The organism is Marinospirillum insulare DSM 21763, from assembly GCF_000686905.1.
GTDB classification, from domain to species: Bacteria; Pseudomonadota; Gammaproteobacteria; order Pseudomonadales; family Halomonadaceae; genus Marinospirillum; species Marinospirillum insulare.
This window is the reverse complement of the sequence record NZ_JMLW01000040.1, coordinates 1-14,722: the sequence shown is the minus strand read 5'-3', so window position 1 is coordinate 14,722 and position 14,722 is coordinate 1. Positions and strand designations below refer to the sequence as shown.

The window sequence follows — 14,722 nt, the reverse complement described above, 5'->3', positions numbered from 1 at the left end:
GCTGTGTGTAGTGTCTCATGTTTGCTTCTCATTCTTGGTCGATTGAAAAGCATAAGATGCTACAGCAGCTTGCCATCCAATCCTAGTTTAATGAGTTGCACTTGAGAGTTGAATCCAGGATTCAATAAAAAATGCTATTAAAACAATAAAAGGCAGCTCTATCATGAAAAGTAACAAGCCTCGCTTGCTAGATAAAATAGACTTGAAAATTCTTCAAGCATTACAAGAGAATGCGCGTATCTCCTATGTGGATTTAGCAAACAAGGTGGGGCTTTCTACCACTCCTTGTTTAGAAAGAGTTAAGCGTTTAGAACGTAACGGCATCATTAAAGGCTATCGAGCCATTCTTAACCCGCAGCACCTTAAGGCTAAATTGCTAGTGTTTGTAGAAATTAGTTTAGAAACACAAACACCTGAAGTGTTTGATGAGTTTCGTAAAGCCGTTAATAAATTACCGCAAATACAAGAGTGTCATTTGGTTTCAGGGCAGTTTGACTATATTTTAAAATGCCGCATTCCAGAAATGAGTGCTTATAGGCAATTGCTTTGTGATGTGGTGCTTAGCCTGCCCGGAGTGAAAGAGTCTAAAAGCTATGTGGTTATGGAAGATGTAAAAGAAGACACATCTTTGCATATACCTGAGTTACATGAACTAGATAAAGGTTGCTAAATACTAGCCATGAATGACCTGCAGTTATTACGTTACAGTCGGCAAATTCTTTTGCCAGAAGTTGATATAGCTGGCCAAGAGCGGCTTATTAATAGCAAGGTTTTAATTGTGGGTTTAGGTGGGCTAGGCTCACCTGTTGCTTTGTATTTAGCAGCAGCAGGTGTAGGAGAGCTACACTTAGCAGACCATGATCGGGTCGATGTTTCTAACCTGCAGCGGCAAGTCGTTCACCAAGAAGCTAGCCTTGACCAGCTAAAAGTTGAGTCTGCTGCTCAGCGTTTAAAGCAACTCAATCCTGCCATAAAAATTGTAATGCACAATCACCTGTTAGAAGGTGACGCTATGCTAAAAGCTGTGGAAGCCGTTGACTTGGTTTGTGATTGTTCTGACAGGTTTTCAACACGTTTTGCAATTAACCGAGCTAGCCAAGCGGCTAAAAAGCCTTCAGTTTTTGGCGCTGCCATACGTTTTTCTGGGCAAATGTCAGTTTTTGATCCAGGCTTAGCAACGAGTCCTTGTTATGCCTGTATTTATGATGAAAATTCTGATGATGCTGAATTAAGTTGTTCAGAAAGCGGTGTGTTATCACCTTTAGTTGGGGTGGTAGGTAGTTTGCAAGCAGTGGAGGCGCTTAAAGTCTTAGGTGGCTTTGGTGAGCCGGCAATAGGTAAATTATTAACCTATGATGGATTGCGTTCCGAAATGCGTAATTTAAAACTGCAAAAAGATCCGTTTTGTTCCTGCTGTAGTAATCATGCTTAATATTTTTTCTTCGCCTTGGCTAGTTCGCTTTGCTCCATGGCTATTTGTGCTTTTATGGAGCACTGGCTTTATTAGTGCCAAATATGGCCTTCCTTATAGCGAACCCTTTGTCTTTCTTTCATGGCGTATGGCATTCAATCTCTTGTGTTTTGCCTTGTTATTAAAAGTTTTCTCGATTCGCTTACCGTCTAGCTGGCGCTTATGGCGACAACAGTTAATAGCAGGTTCGTTAATTCATGGCGCTTATTTAGCGGGTGTTTTTTCTGCCATAGATGCGGGTGTTCCTGCCGGTTTAACGGCTTTGCTGGTGGGTTTGCAGCCTTTGTTAACAGGTGTGGTGGTTTATTTTGTTTGGCAGCAACGGTTAGGTTTACGCCAATGGTTAGGGCTTGTACTAGGTTTGGCTGGGGTGGTGTTAGTTCTACAACAAACATCAATGATGCAGTTAGAGGAAGTGAAATTAACTTGGCAAGGTTTAGCTTGGGTAGTGTTGGCGCTACTAGGTATAACTTTGGGTACTATTTACTCTAAAAATGCTTGTGAAGCCCAGTCGCCTTTATCGGCTTCTTTTATTCAGTACTGCGCTACTTTGGTGCTGACATTGCTAATGGTGGTTATTAAAGGTGAAGGTGCAGCCCAGTGGCACCCTGACTTTATTTTAGCTTTGGGCTGGTCTGTATTAGTGCTTTCGGTGGGCGCAATTTTATTGCTTTTGGTTATGATTGAGGCAGGTGAATCTACCCGAACCGCTAGCTATTTTTATCTAGTACCACCTTTAACCGCTTTAGAAGCTTGGTGGTTATTTGATGAGCAAATGACTGGTCTAGCTTTGGTGGGAATGGTTATTACAGTGTTTGGTGTTTACTGGGCAAATCGAGCGGTGAAGGGTAAAGGGTAAAAAGGTGTATAAATTAAAACAGCCTCTAGTACTTAGTTAAGTAATATTCTAGAGACTGTTTTACCTAGAGACAGTTTTACACCAGTACCTACTAATAGATGTTAAAGCTAAATTTTAACCGTCTAACTTTTTAGCTAACAACTCATTAACTGCTTTAGGGTTAGCTGTTCCTTTTGAAGCTCGCATAATTTGCCCCACAAAGAAACCAACCATCTTGCCGCGTTTATCTGGTTCGGCAGCACGGTATTGTTCAACCTGTGGGGTGTTCTTAGCTAGAACTTCATCAACTAAGGCTTCAATTGCACCTGTGTCAGTTACTTGCTTTAGTCCTTTAGCTTCAATAATCTCATCAGCAGTTTGTCCTTCTTTAGCCCAGAGTGCGGCAAATACTTTTTTGGCTGCACCGTTGCTGAGAGTGTCGTCTTTTAAGCGAATGAGAATGCCAGCAAACTGTTCAGGGGTGACTTCAGCTTGGGTAATTTCAATACCGTCACGGTTTAGCTGGGCTGCTAACTCGCCGCTTATCCAGTTAGATGCTAGTTGTGCATCTTTACATAGTTCAACGACTTTATCGAAGTAGTCAGCTAATGGGCGGCTACTAGATAGTACGCCAGCATCGTATTCGGAAAGTCCTAGCTGCTCAGTAAAGCGTTGGCGTTTTTGTTCAGGAAGCTCTGGTAGCTCATCTTTTAACTTCTGTACAAAAGCTGGGTCGACTTCTAAGGGTAATAAGTCTGGGCAGGGGAAGTAGCGGTAATCGTTGGCATCTTCTTTAGAGCGCATCGCCCGTGTTTCATCTAGGTCTGGGTCATACAAGCGGGTTTGTTGAGCAATGCGACCACCGTCTTCTAGAATTTCGATTTGGCGCTGAATTTCATAGTTAATAGCTTTTTCAACAAAGCGGAAGGAGTTAACGTTTTTAATTTCACAACGGTTGCCTAGTTTTTCTTGGCCTTTAGGGCGTACAGAGACGTTGGCATCGCAACGCATAGAACCTTCCGCCATATTGCCATCGGATATGCCTAGGTAGGTGATAATGGAATGAATGGATTTAAGAAAAGCCACGGCTTCTTTGGCGGAGCTCATTTCTGGCTCAGTAACAATTTCTATTAGTGGCGTACCCGCGCGGTTGAGGTCTACGCCGGTCATACCATGAAAATCTTCATGCAAGCTTTTACCTGCATCTTCTTCTAGGTGGGCATGGTGAACAGTTACGCGCTTAGTGCCGCCTGTTTCTAATGCAATATCTAAATAACCCCGTCCAACAATGGGCGCTTCCATCTGAGTGGTTTGATAGCCTTTGGGTAGGTCTGGGTAAAAATAGTTTTTGCGGTCAAAGGTGGTGATTTTCGGAATTTCGCTATTAATAGCTAGGCCAAATTGGATTGCCATTTCTAGGGCTTGTTTATTTAATACTGGTAAGGTGCCTGGCATAGCTAGGTCGATAATACTGGCTTGGCTATTAGGCTCAGCACCAAAAGCGGTACTGCTACCTGAGAATATTTTGGTTTTGGTGGCTAGTTGTGTATGTATTTCTAGCCCGATAACTGCTTCCCATTGCATAGTGCAAACCTTTTTAAAATGAATTGTTTAACTCTAGCTTGTCTGTTTCTAGTGAATCGGCTTTCCTGCCTCATAACACTGCGCTGCGCTATCCCTGCTTCGCTTGTCACAGACCAGCCTAGTATTTTTTCTAATTTTATCTTTTATATAAGTGCTGGCTTTTGTAAGTGGTGATCTGTTGCCTGCTGAAACTGGTGTGCTGCGTTAAGTAGCTTAGCTTCACTAAAGTGATTACCAATTAACTGCATACCTACAGGGCGCTGGTTAACTAGGCCAGCAGGCACTGAAATGGCTGGTAAGCCAGCAAGGTTAACGCCAAGTGTATAAATATCATCTAGATACATTTGTATTGGGTCAGTCAGTTTACTGCCTAGGTCATAAGCCGGATTAGGTGTTGTGGGTGCGATAATTAAATCGACTGATTGGAAAGCTGCTTGAAAGTCTTCGGCAATTAAGCGGCGAATTTGTTGGGCTTTATTGTAGTAAGCATCGTAAAAACCTTCTGATAGCGCATAAGTACCTATAAGAATGCGGCGTTTAACTTCATCACCAAAGGCTTCTGAGCGTGAGCGCTTGTAAAGGTCTTCTAGGTCAACAGGGTTTTCACAGCGGTAGCCGTAGCGCACGCCATCAAAGCGTGACAGGTTAGAGCTGGCTTCAGCAGGACTAATAACATAATAAGCAGGAATCGCCATGCGTGTTAGCGGCAGGCTAATTTCCTTGACGCTAGCCCCTAGTTTTTCAAGCTGCTTGATTGCTGCGTGAATGCGCTCTGCTGTTTGTGGGTTAAGGTCATCAGCAAAGTATTCTTTGGGTATACCTAGTGTCACACCTTGTAAGGAATCGCCTAGCTGACTGAGGTAGTCAGGCACTGCTTGCTCAATGCTGGTGGAGTCCTTTGAATCAAAACCAGCCATTTGTTGTAGCATTAATGCACAATCTTCAGCTGAACGCGCCATGGGACCGGCTTGGTCCATACTCGAAGCGTAAGCAACCATTCCCCAACGAGAAACGCGGCCATAGGTAGGCTTAAGGCCAGTAATGCCACAAAAAGCAGCAGGTTGGCGAATAGAACCACCAGTATCGCTACCCGTAGCTGCTGGTACTAGGCGAGCAGCTACGGCTGCTGCTGAACCACCCGATGATCCACCAGCAACCGCTTGAGTAGCCCAAGGGTTTTTTACTGAACCATAAAAAGAGCTTTCACTGGATGAGCCCATGGCAAACTCATCTAGGTTGGTTTTACCTAAAGAAACGGCACCCGCTTTATTTAAGTTAGCAACCACTGTGGCATCGTAAGGGGCTATAAAATTGTCGAGCATTTTAGAAGCACAAGATGTTTTTATACCCTCTGTACAAAAAAGATCTTTGTGAGCTATAGGAATGCCTGTTAGTGGACCAGCTTGCCCTGCAGCTAGCTGGGCATCTGCTGCTTTAGCAGCTTCAAGTGCTTGTTGCTCAGTAACAGTAATAAAGGCATTAAGCTGTGGGTTAACTGTTTGAATACGTTGTAAGAAAGTTTGGGTCAGTTCAAGGCTGGAAAATTTTCGTTCAGCAAGGCCTTGGGCCATTTGAGTAAGGCTGAGATCTAGCATGAGGTATCCTAAATATTGGTCTTATAAAGGCAAAAAAACTGGGTTTACTCTACGACTCTAGGCACTAGGTAGAGGCCATCTTCTATTGCTGGCGCAATTTTCTGCAAGTGATCACGCTGGTCGCTTTCTGTTACTTCATCAGCACGTAGGCGTTGAAAAGCATCCATAGGGTGTGTCATGGGTTTGACGCCCTGGGTATCAATCGTTTGCATTTCATCCACTAGGTTAAGAATGTTTGAAAGTGCTTGCGAGTAGCTTTCTTCGTCTTTAGGGTGGATACTTAGTCGGGCTAGATGAGCCACTTTATGGAGTTCTTCTACATTAAGTTTCATGAATGCACCTTTAAAATGCAGGTTTTTTCTGCGGATGGGGTAAAGAATAACACAAGGCTGGCGTGGTGTTTATGGCAGTTTTCTGTAACGCTTATCTTTATTTAGTAAGTTTAACTATAAGTTACTTGCCCTGAACACTTCAGGTTGCTAGAGTTTCTGCCCAGCTGAATAGGGATACATTAGGATAGGTCACCAAAAGCATGTTAAAACGTTTAAGAGGTATGTTCTCTAACGATCTTTCAATCGACTTAGGAACAGCAAATACATTAATTTATGTGCGCAGCAAAGGCATCGTACTTAACGAACCTTCCGTTGTTGCAATTAGACACCATGGTAATAACCGTAGTGTTGCAGCCGTAGGTTTTGATGCTAAGCGCATGCTAGGTAGAACACCTGGTAATATTACTGCAATTCGTCCTATGAAAGATGGGGTGATCGCAGATTTTCATGTTACGGAAAAAATGCTCCAGCATTTTATTTCTAAAGTACACGATAATAGCTTTTTTACACCTAGCCCCCGTGTTCTTGTTTGTGTGCCTTGTATGTCAACGCAAGTCGAACGCAGGGCTATTAAAGAGTCGGCTTTAGGCGCTGGTGCACGAGACGTATTCCTAATTGAAGAGCCTATGGCTGCTGCTATTGGTGCGGGTCTACCAGTAGAGGAAGCACAGGGCTCTATGGTTGTTGATATCGGTGGTGGTACAACGGAAATTGCTATTATTTCTTTAAATGGCGTGGTTTATTCTGAATCTGTTCGTACTGCTGGTGACCGTTTTGATGAAGCTATTATTGCTTATGTGCGTCGTCATTACGGTAGTTTAATTGGTGATGCCACCTCTGAGCGTATTAAGCAAGAAATTGGTTGTGCCTACCCTGGTAGTGAAATTAAAGAAATTGATGTGCGTGGTCGTAACCTTGCTGAAGGGATTCCCCGTAGCTTTACGCTTAACTCAAATGAAGTATTAGAGGCGCTACAAGAGCCACTAACTGCGATTGTTCAGGCCATTAAAAATGCTTTAGAGCAATCCCCTCCAGAGCTAGCATCAGATATTGCTGAGCGAGGTTTAGTTCTAACGGGCGGTGGTGCGTTACTGAGAGATATAGACAAGCTTATTGCTGAAGAAACAGGTCTGCCGGTTATTATTGCTGAAGATCCACTCACTTGTGTAGCTATAGGTGGTGGTAAAGCTTTGGAGCTAATTGACCAACAAACCTTTGACTTGCTATCTATTGAGTAAACACTCACTAGGTTAGACTTGGAAACGCCCCTCTGTTAAAAGAGTGAGGCGTTTCTCTGCGTTTAATAGACTAGTATTTGTTTCATTGAGGATTCGACTATTAAGCAGCTTTTTTCTACTGACATTTATTCACGTTATTATTTTCTTTTAGTTTTAGCCTTAGGGTTGGCCATGATGTTTGCAGAGCATCGCTATTCAGAAGTTGCCAATGCACGCTCTTGGGCTACACTTTTGGTCACTCCTGTGCAGTGGGCGGCAGATGCACCTGGGCGAGCTTGGGGTTGGGCTTCTGATAGCTTAGCTAACCGTAATGCCTTGTTAGAAGAAAACCGTGAATTAAAATCGCAAGCGCTTATTTTGGCTGAGCGTAGCCAAGTCATGTCTTCTGTTATAGCTGAAAATGTACGTTTAAGAGAACTGTTAAATGCCGCTCAGCGTGATGAAATTGATTACCTTACTGGTGAATTGATAGGTTCCAATTATGACCCTTATTCACAACAGGTTATTATTAACCGTGGACGGCAAGATGGTGCTTATATAGGTCAACCGGTAATTGATGCCTCAGGTATTATGGGGCAATTAGTCTCGGTTAGTCCTTACACCAGTCGCTTACTATTGATTTCAGATATTAATCACGCTCTTCCAGTACAAGTTAACCGTAATGGCCTGCGTTTTATAGCGCAAGGAAGTGGTCGTTCTGAAGAACTCTATCTTAACCACGTGCCGGAAACTGCCGATTTAAAAGAAGGCGATCTTTTAGTTGCTTCTGGAATGGGAGGGCGCTTTCCTTTTGGTTATCCTGTAGCAAAAATTTCTACTATCTCTCACCGACCTGGCGAACCTTTTTTAGATATAGTTGCAGAGCCACTAGCTCAACTAGATAGGAGTCGCTATGTTTTATTGTTGCTCTATCAACTACAAGGTCCTTCTCCAGATAAACTAGTAGATTTAAAGCTGGAGACTCATTCTTAATGGCTAATAAAAAGACGCAAGGTTTTTGGATTATTCAGCTAACTTTTTTAGTGGCGCTATATTTACAAGCGCTACCTATGCCAACGTTTTTTTTATATTTACGACCAGAGTGGATAGGCTTGGTGCTCATTTACTGGTCTTTAAACACACCACAAAAGGTAGGCTTTGCACATGGTTTTGTCTGGGGTCTTTTGCTAGACCTTATTGAGGGTACTCTTTTAGGTCATAATGCTATCACTATGAGTTTGCTGGGCTTTTTATGTAACAATTTCTATCAGCGTATTCGAATGTACTCTTTAATGAAGCAGTCAGCCTTGGTGTTTTTTCTGATTGGAATAAGCCAGTTAGTTTTTCAGTGGTTGCAAAGTATTTTTGGTTCTATTTCAAGTGTGGGCTTTTTATTATTGCCAGCAGTTATTTCAGGTATTTTATGGCATTGGATTTATGTACTCTTGCAAAGCATAAAAAGACGTTTTGCAATTAATTAAGGTTATAAATCTAACCTAAAATGGAAAAGTCATGAGTGAAGAAGTACTAATCAATATCACACCGAGTGAGACGCGGGTTGCACTGGTTGAAAATGGTGTATTGCAAGAAGTGTATATTGAACGTGCCAGCCGACGCGGCATAGTGGGTAATATTTATAAAGGTAAAGTAGTGCGTGTTTTGCCTGGTATGCAGGCGGCCTTTATAGATATAGGCTTAGATAGAGCAGCTTTTATTCATGTGGCCGAACTAGTCAAGCCTTCTGTTGAACAAACCAGCGAGCCAATGATTGCTAGCCTGCTGCATGAAGGACAAAGTCTTGTTGTTCAAGTGACTAAAGACCCTATAGGCACCAAAGGTGCAAGGCTAACTACCCACCTTTCTATTCCTTCCCGCTACCTTGTTTATATGCCACAAACCCCTCACATTGGTGTTTCGCAGCGTATTGAGCTTGAAGATGAGCGTGAAAGATTAAAAAATTTAGTTAACCAAGGTTTGAGTGAAATTAATGCTGAAGAAAAGGGTGGCTTTATTCTACGCACTGCCGCAGAAGGTGTAGCCAGTGAAGAAATTTTAGCAGACCTGCATTTTTTACACAGGGTTTGGTTAGCAGTTGATAGGCGCATTAAACGAGATACGGGTATTTGTAGAATTTATGAAGACCTGCCTTTATTTATGCGCTCTATGCGAGACTTTGTTCGTCCTGGCTTAGAAAAGGTACGAGTGGATTCACGAGAAAGTTTCCATAAGCTACAAGAGTTTGTAGAAGAGTTTATTCCTCATTTAGAAAATAAACTTGAATACTATCCAGGTGAGCGCCCCATTTTTGATCTCTACAGTGTAGAAGATGAAATTCAAAAGGCATTAGGCCGTAAGGTTCAACTAAAAAGTGGTGGCTATTTGGTGATAGACCAAACAGAAGCCATGAATACCATAGATGTTAATACGGGTGGTTTTGTTGGACACCGAAACCTAGAAGAAACCATTTTCAAAACTAACCTAGAGGCAGCAGCAGCAATAGTAAGGCAGCTGCGTTTAAGAAACCTAGGCGGCATTATTATTATCGACTTTATAGACATGGTTGATGCTGAACACCAGCGTCAGGTTCTACGTCTTTTAGAACGCAACCTTGAAAAAGATCATGCCAAAACTAAGCTAACGGGTGTAACTGAGTTGGGTTTGGTACAAATGATTCGGAAAAGAACCCGCGAGAGCCTAGAGCAAATTATTTGTGAGCCTTGTCACCTTTGTTTAGGGCGTGGAAGCTTAAAAACAGCCGAATCTGTTTGCTATGAAATTCTACGTGATTTATTACGCCTAGATAGAGCCTATGGTGGTGATGCTTATTTAGTGATGGCGGGTCAAGTTGTAGTTGACCGGTTCTTAGATGAAGAGTCGGCCGCTGTTGCAGATTTAGAAGTATTTATCAATAAAACTATTCGTTTTCAAGTTGAAACGCTCTACTCACAAGAGCAGTTTGATATCGTGCTCCAGTAGGTTTATGGCCGCTAAAACACAAAAAAAGTATTCCTGGCAAGCTTACCTACTTCAATTGCCTTTATGGTCAGCTTTAATTTTACTAGTTATGGTTAGCCTACTAGTAGTGTTAATACGCTTTTTAGTGCCTAAAATTGATACCCTCCGCCCTGAAATAGAAACTTGGTTAACTACCCAGCTACCTTTTGATGTCGAAATATCTCGTCTGAGTGGTAGCTTATTTAAAATTGATCCTGCAGTCGGTATTGAGAAGTTAACTCTAAGTAGCAATGGGCAAGTGTTTTTAATTATTGAAGATGTTTATTTCGAATTAGATACCTTAGCAAGTTTGGTTGCTGCTGCACCTCGTATGAAAGATGCGCGGCTTTCAGGTCTAGAGCTTTGGTTAGAAGAGACCACTCAAGGTTGGCAATTAAACGGCTGGCAAAAAGATCAATCAATAAAAAAGAATGCAGAAAAAAAAGATGTTAAAGAAGGCCTTAAACAAGTTGTAAACTACGTAGAGCAGTTTTTGGTTCAAGGAGAGCTGGGCTTTTCTGATTTAAAGTTTCACTTTACTCCATTAGAAGATGAGTCATTATTTTTTTCAGCTGAGTCAATGGAGTATCGTCGTTGGTCTGGTGGACGACAGCTCTTTTTTGAAATTAAACCCTCGACTGTTACAACACAACCTGCGGAGTTGGTGGTCACTCTTGAAGGTGAAGGGTTTGATCCAAATAACTCCAGCCTTTCTGCATGGTTTAATTTTCCTTTAGTTGATTTAAACGACTTTCAGGCACTTTGGCCTTCTTACTTACAAGAAGAAACCCAAAATCTGCAAGGGCACTTTTCGCTTGAGGGTTGGCTGAGTTTGACTAAAGGTTTAGCTAAAGCTGAATTGCAGGCTAGAAATATTGAGCTGATTCGTGATGAATTATGGAAGATTCAGTTTTCTGAAGCAGATTTATCCATGCAAGGTAAGCTAGATGATTGGTCTGCTGACTGGAAAGTTTCTAATTTAAATGCCAGTGACTATACCTTTGATCAACTGGCTGGCCGTGTTGGTTATAGTCAACAACAAGCCTACCTGCAAGTAGAAGAGTTGAAGCTTGACCCTTTAGCAGTACATCTAACCCAAGATACCCATTTACCTGAATCAGTAAGAGAGCTAGTTGGAGACTTAGCACCTGGTGGCAGTTTAACTAACTTATTAATAACACGTGAAGCCAAGGGTGAACTTGAACTACAAGCTAACCTGCAAGATGTACAGGTGAATGCTTGGAGAGGTGCGCCTCTTGGTAGTGGGTTAAATGGTTGGTTGCAAGCTAATGCTCAGGGGGGGCAGGTTGTTTTTGCTAACCACTCGCTAGAACTGGGTTTTCCTCAGCTTTATAGCCCTGTCTGGAACTTTAGTCACGCTAAAGGGGCGGTGCGCTGGGAGCTAGAAGGTGATGACTTGTGGGTGATAGGTGAAGATTTAGCCGTTGTATTACCTTTTGAAAAGCCAGGTAGCAAAAATGTTTATGTGAGTGGCGACTTTGCCTACTTCTATGGTCCTAGTGATCAGCGCTTTTATTTAGGATTAGGTTTGTTGCCCACTGACGCTTTAGCTCATCACCAACTAGTACCAGATAAGTTAGTAGAGCCAGTATTACATGATTGGTTGGCTAATGCTTTATTGGCAGGAGAGGTGCACCAAGCAGGCTTTATTTATGCTGGCTCTATTCAGGATAGGGCAAGTTTTCAATTAGTGACTGATTTTTCGGAAACAGATTTTAAGTTTCAACCCGACTGGCCCAAACTAACCCAAGCTAAAGGACAGGTGCAGGTGCTGGATGGTTGGGTAAAAGGCGAAGTTGTTACCGCAGGCTTTGGTCAAAGTCAGTTAACTAATGCTAGCTTTAGCAGCTTTTTAAACCAGCAAAACGATGTTGAGCTTCAAGTGACTTCAAAGATAGAAGCGCCTTTAGAATTTTTTCCTTGGCTGGTAAAAAATAGTCCGCTGCAAAAAGAGGTTCCTATACCCCTGCATGAGTGGGTTTATTCTGGCCAAATAAAGGGCGCTGTTGACCTGTCGATTCCATTAAGTGAAACAGGTTTAGAGCCTAAAGTTGCTTTAGTAAGTCAAATTAGCGATGCCCAGCTAAGGCTAAGTCAGGTTGATTTAGCTGTAACAGAAATTAATGGCCCTTTGAATTTTACTTTAGCCAAGGGCTTGGAGTCATCTGGCTTAGTTGGGAAGGTAATGAGTCAGCCAGTTAAAGCAGCGTTTAACACCCAGCCTGAAAGCCAGCTGGTTTTTTCTGCTAGACTTGCAGCTAAAGACCTTAAAAAACGCTTTAATTTACCCGAAGCGTTAGATTTTACTGGAGTAACCCAGCTGCAAGGTGAGCTTCCTTTAGCACCTTTTGGGGTTTTAGAAGTAACATCTAGCTTGGAAGGGTTGGCCTATGCTACTCCTTTACCTTGGAATAAAGACCCAGAAGAAAAACGTGATTTTAGCATGCAACTTGATTTTTCAGCAGATGAGTTACCGCTAAAGCTTAACTTGGCAGATCAACTAAGCTTTTTAATGCACCTAGACCAACCAGCCAGGGGTATTTGTTTAGAGTTAGCTGATGAACAGGTTGCTGAAGCCGCTTTACCAGAAAAAGAAGGTTTGCATTTAGGTATTGTTGCCGAGGAAGTCAATGCTAAACCTTTAGTAGACTGGCTTAAACAATTTGATTCAAACTCATCCACCGAGCTAACCAAAAGCTCGCCTAGTTCTGAATTTCAGTGGTTAAACCAAATTGATTTAAAGGTTAATCAGCTTAATTGGGATAGCTTTGAGTTAGGACAGTTAGGTTTTTCATTAAACAACTCATTGCAAGGAATAAAACTAGGGATTACTAACGCCTTAGTAACAGGAGAAATTGACTGGCCCGAAGAAGGCAAGCCGCTAGGTATTAGACTTGATCATTTATATTTACCTGCTAAAGCTAAAGAAGAACAGGAAGACAAGGAGGCTAGCCTGTCTAAGCGAGCGGAGTGGACTGCTAAGGTTGATCCCTTAGCGGACTTTAATCCTAAACTTTTACCTAATAGCTTAATAACCATTAAAGATTTTAGGCAGGGAAAGAAGCGCTTTGGTGAATTAACCGCACAAACTCAACCTTTAAAAGAAGGTGTTAGGTTTGATCCTTTGCAAATTAAGTTAGAAGAAACCAGTTTAACAGCACAGCTAGACTGGCAGCTTGTAAACTCGCAAGCATCTACTTTTATTCAAGGTGATATTACAGGTAAAAATATTGAGCCAGCACTAATTGCTGTAACAGGAGAAGGTAAAGTGCCTATTATTAGTGGGAAACACCAATTTAATTTCACTACAGGCTGGCAAGGTTCCCCTTTAGCTTTTGACTTACAGAAAGTGAGTGCTGGTATAGAGCTTGAGTTAAAAGATGGTTATTTCCCTGAAACAGACCTTGCCCTTAGTGGCATCAGCCAACTGTTTGGCTTGTTAAATATGGATACTTTACTGAGGCGTTTACGCTTAGATTTTTCAGACTTAAAAAACAAAGGGGTTAGTTACGACTCCATTAAAGGTGGCTATCAGCTGGATAAGGGTTATTTGGCTACTCTAGAGCCGACTCGAGTGGTTAGTTCTGCAACTCGGATGAGCTTAGAGGGTGAAGTAGATTTAATAGAAGAAACCTTAGAGCAAGAGCTAGTCGTTGTTTTGCCAGTAGCCCAGTCTTTGCCTTTAGCTGCCGTTGTTGTTGGTGCGCCTCAGGTAGGTGCTGCAATTTGGGTAGTGCAAAAAGTTTTTTCTAATTTGTTTGATACTTTTAGTGAGGCTCGCTATAAAATTAGTGGCCCACTAAATAAACCTAAAACTGAACTTAAACGTATTTTCTAAACGCTTTTACTGGAAACCTAGCCTGACAGAGACAGCTGTTTTATTTTTTTCAAATAAGTGTTAAACTAGACCGTCTATTCCATCTTTGGCTGGTTTCTAACTTAGGTTTAAGATTAACAATGCAATCATCATCAAAAAAAATAACTCAAGCGGTTATTGAGTTATTTATACTAACTTTTTTAACTCTGTTGCCTGTAGTAAGTATTTACCTAGATGTGGTTATTTTGGGTAACAACGTAGGCGAAGTTTCAGTCACTGAATTTACTCAAGAAGGTTTACTATTAATTGCTGCAATCATTTTCTGGTATGGAGCTTGGAAAAAACCTGCTATTCGTGGCTTTTTAGTTCTAGTAGCCGGTTTTTTTAGTTGCATGTTTATTAGAGAAATGGATGCTTTTTTAGATAATGTTTGGCATGGTTTTTGGTTTTGGCCTGCTTTAGTAGTGGCTTTAGTGGTTATTTTCTACGCAAGACTTATTGCTAAAAATACCACACAGAAACCTTTAACTGACTTTATTAATACTTGGATTCAACTTGCTAGTGCAACAGCCTGTAATTCTTCAAACAATACTTCATTTGGTGTTTTCATTCCAAGTGTTTTCCTAGGTCGGTTATTTAAACGATGCATAATGAATTCAAAATGCTCATCATCTAAGTGCTTAAAGCATGAACCTTTGGGGCAGTATTGACGTATTAAGCCATTTGTATTTTCATTCAATCCACGTTGCCAAGAAGCATAAGGGTCTGCAAAGTAAAAGTCACAATTCAGTGCTTTTGCAATGGCTTGATGCTCAGCAAACTCTTTACCATTATCTGCCGTTAGAGTATGTAC

General features: G+C 41.8%; 12 protein-coding genes. 8 read left to right on the top strand and 4 right to left on the bottom strand.

The features are described 5' to 3' along the window. Positions 1-163: 163 nt before the first annotated feature. The 3 genes from BP27_RS0112470 to BP27_RS0112460 are packed head-to-tail and all read left to right on the top strand — an operon-like array spanning position 164 to position 2,330. On the top strand, positions 164-670 hold the full coding sequence (locus tag BP27_RS0112470) for a winged helix-turn-helix transcriptional regulator (RefSeq protein WP_027851831.1): 507 nt from the start codon (positions 164-166) through the stop codon (positions 668-670). A 9-nt stretch (positions 671-679) separates the two neighbouring features. Next, entirely contained in the window at positions 680-1,432 is a 753-nt protein-coding gene (locus BP27_RS0112465; RefSeq protein ID WP_027851830.1) for a HesA/MoeB/ThiF family protein, read from the top strand. Further along, positions 1,425-2,330, top strand: coding sequence for a DMT family transporter (locus BP27_RS0112460; protein ID WP_027851829.1), 906 nt, complete (start codon positions 1,425-1,427; stop codon positions 2,328-2,330). The genes BP27_RS0112465 and BP27_RS0112460 overlap by 8 nt, the downstream gene beginning before the upstream one ends. Before the next feature lie 114 nt (positions 2,331-2,444). On the opposite strand, the gene gatB is transcribed toward BP27_RS0112460, so the two are convergent. The 3 genes from gatB to gatC form a co-directional block, all read right to left on the bottom strand. After that, the gene (gatB, locus tag BP27_RS0112455; RefSeq protein WP_027851828.1) at positions 2,445-3,893 is read right to left on the bottom strand and encodes an Asp-tRNA(Asn)/Glu-tRNA(Gln) amidotransferase subunit GatB; all 1,449 of its coding nucleotides are present in this window, start codon (positions 3,891-3,893) and stop codon (positions 2,445-2,447) included. A gap of 143 nt (positions 3,894-4,036) precedes the next feature. Next, positions 4,037-5,488 carry an Asp-tRNA(Asn)/Glu-tRNA(Gln) amidotransferase subunit GatA gene (gene gatA, locus BP27_RS0112450; RefSeq protein ID WP_027851827.1) on the bottom strand — a complete coding sequence of 484 codons (1,452 nt, stop codon included), beginning with the start codon at positions 5,486-5,488 and terminating at the stop codon, positions 4,037-4,039. 44 nt (positions 5,489-5,532) lie between these two features. Next, positions 5,533-5,820, bottom strand: coding sequence for an Asp-tRNA(Asn)/Glu-tRNA(Gln) amidotransferase subunit GatC (gene gatC, locus BP27_RS0112445; protein WP_027851826.1), 288 nt, complete (start codon positions 5,818-5,820; stop codon positions 5,533-5,535). A gap of 200 nt (positions 5,821-6,020) precedes the next feature. Between gatC and BP27_RS0112440 the strand changes: the two genes are divergently transcribed. The 5 genes from BP27_RS0112440 (at position 6,021) to BP27_RS0112420 (ending at position 13,890) form a co-directional block, all read left to right on the top strand. Continuing rightward, entirely contained in the window at positions 6,021-7,058 is a 1,038-nt protein-coding gene (locus BP27_RS0112440; RefSeq protein ID WP_027851825.1) for a rod shape-determining protein, read from the top strand. A 75-nt stretch (positions 7,059-7,133) separates the two neighbouring features. Next, positions 7,134-8,030, top strand: a complete 897-nt coding sequence (mreC, locus tag BP27_RS0112435; protein WP_150112063.1) for a rod shape-determining protein MreC — start codon at positions 7,134-7,136, stop codon at positions 8,028-8,030. Continuing rightward, on the top strand, positions 8,030-8,518 hold the full coding sequence (mreD, locus tag BP27_RS0112430; RefSeq protein ID WP_027851823.1) for a rod shape-determining protein MreD: 489 nt from the start codon (positions 8,030-8,032) through the stop codon (positions 8,516-8,518). The genes mreC and mreD overlap by 1 nt, the downstream gene beginning before the upstream one ends. Before the next feature lie 31 nt (positions 8,519-8,549). Beyond that, positions 8,550-10,013: a ribonuclease G gene (gene rng / locus BP27_RS0112425; protein WP_027851822.1), complete on the top strand. Its 1,464-nt coding sequence runs from the start codon at positions 8,550-8,552 to the stop codon at positions 10,011-10,013. Positions 10,014-10,017: 4 nt separating this feature from the next. Beyond that, entirely contained in the window at positions 10,018-13,890 is a 3,873-nt protein-coding gene (locus BP27_RS0112420) for a YhdP family protein (protein WP_027851821.1), read from the top strand. Positions 13,891-14,419: 529 nt separating this feature from the next. Here BP27_RS0112420 and BP27_RS17170 read toward each other — a convergent pair. Next, on the bottom strand, positions 14,420-14,722 hold a 303-nt coding region (locus tag BP27_RS17170), incomplete at its 5' end, for an IS30 family transposase (RefSeq protein ID WP_150112062.1).

What these genes read in the sequence shown, in the direction of transcription:
- BP27_RS0112470 (WP_027851831.1), top strand. Translation starts at nt 164, where the DNA reads ATGAAAAGTAACAAGCCTCGCTTGCTAGATAAAATAGACTTGAAAATT.
- BP27_RS0112465 (WP_027851830.1), top strand. Translation starts at nt 680, where the DNA reads ATGAATGACCTGCAGTTATTACGTTACAGTCGGCAAATTCTTTTGCCA.
- BP27_RS0112460 (WP_027851829.1), top strand. Translation starts at nt 1,425, where the DNA reads ATGCTTAATATTTTTTCTTCGCCTTGGCTAGTTCGCTTTGCTCCATGG.
- gatB (WP_027851828.1), bottom strand. Translation starts at nt 3,893, where the DNA reads ATGCAATGGGAAGCAGTTATCGGGCTAGAAATACATACACAACTAGCC.
- gatA (WP_027851827.1), bottom strand. Translation starts at nt 5,488, where the DNA reads ATGCTAGATCTCAGCCTTACTCAAATGGCCCAAGGCCTTGCTGAACGA.
- gatC (WP_027851826.1), bottom strand. Translation starts at nt 5,820, where the DNA reads ATGAAACTTAATGTAGAAGAACTCCATAAAGTGGCTCATCTAGCCCGA.
- BP27_RS0112440 (WP_027851825.1), top strand. Translation starts at nt 6,021, where the DNA reads ATGTTAAAACGTTTAAGAGGTATGTTCTCTAACGATCTTTCAATCGAC.
- mreD (WP_027851823.1), top strand. Translation starts at nt 8,030, where the DNA reads ATGGCTAATAAAAAGACGCAAGGTTTTTGGATTATTCAGCTAACTTTT.
- rng (WP_027851822.1), top strand. Translation starts at nt 8,550, where the DNA reads ATGAGTGAAGAAGTACTAATCAATATCACACCGAGTGAGACGCGGGTT.
- BP27_RS0112420 (WP_027851821.1), top strand. Translation starts at nt 10,018, where the DNA reads ATGGCCGCTAAAACACAAAAAAAGTATTCCTGGCAAGCTTACCTACTT.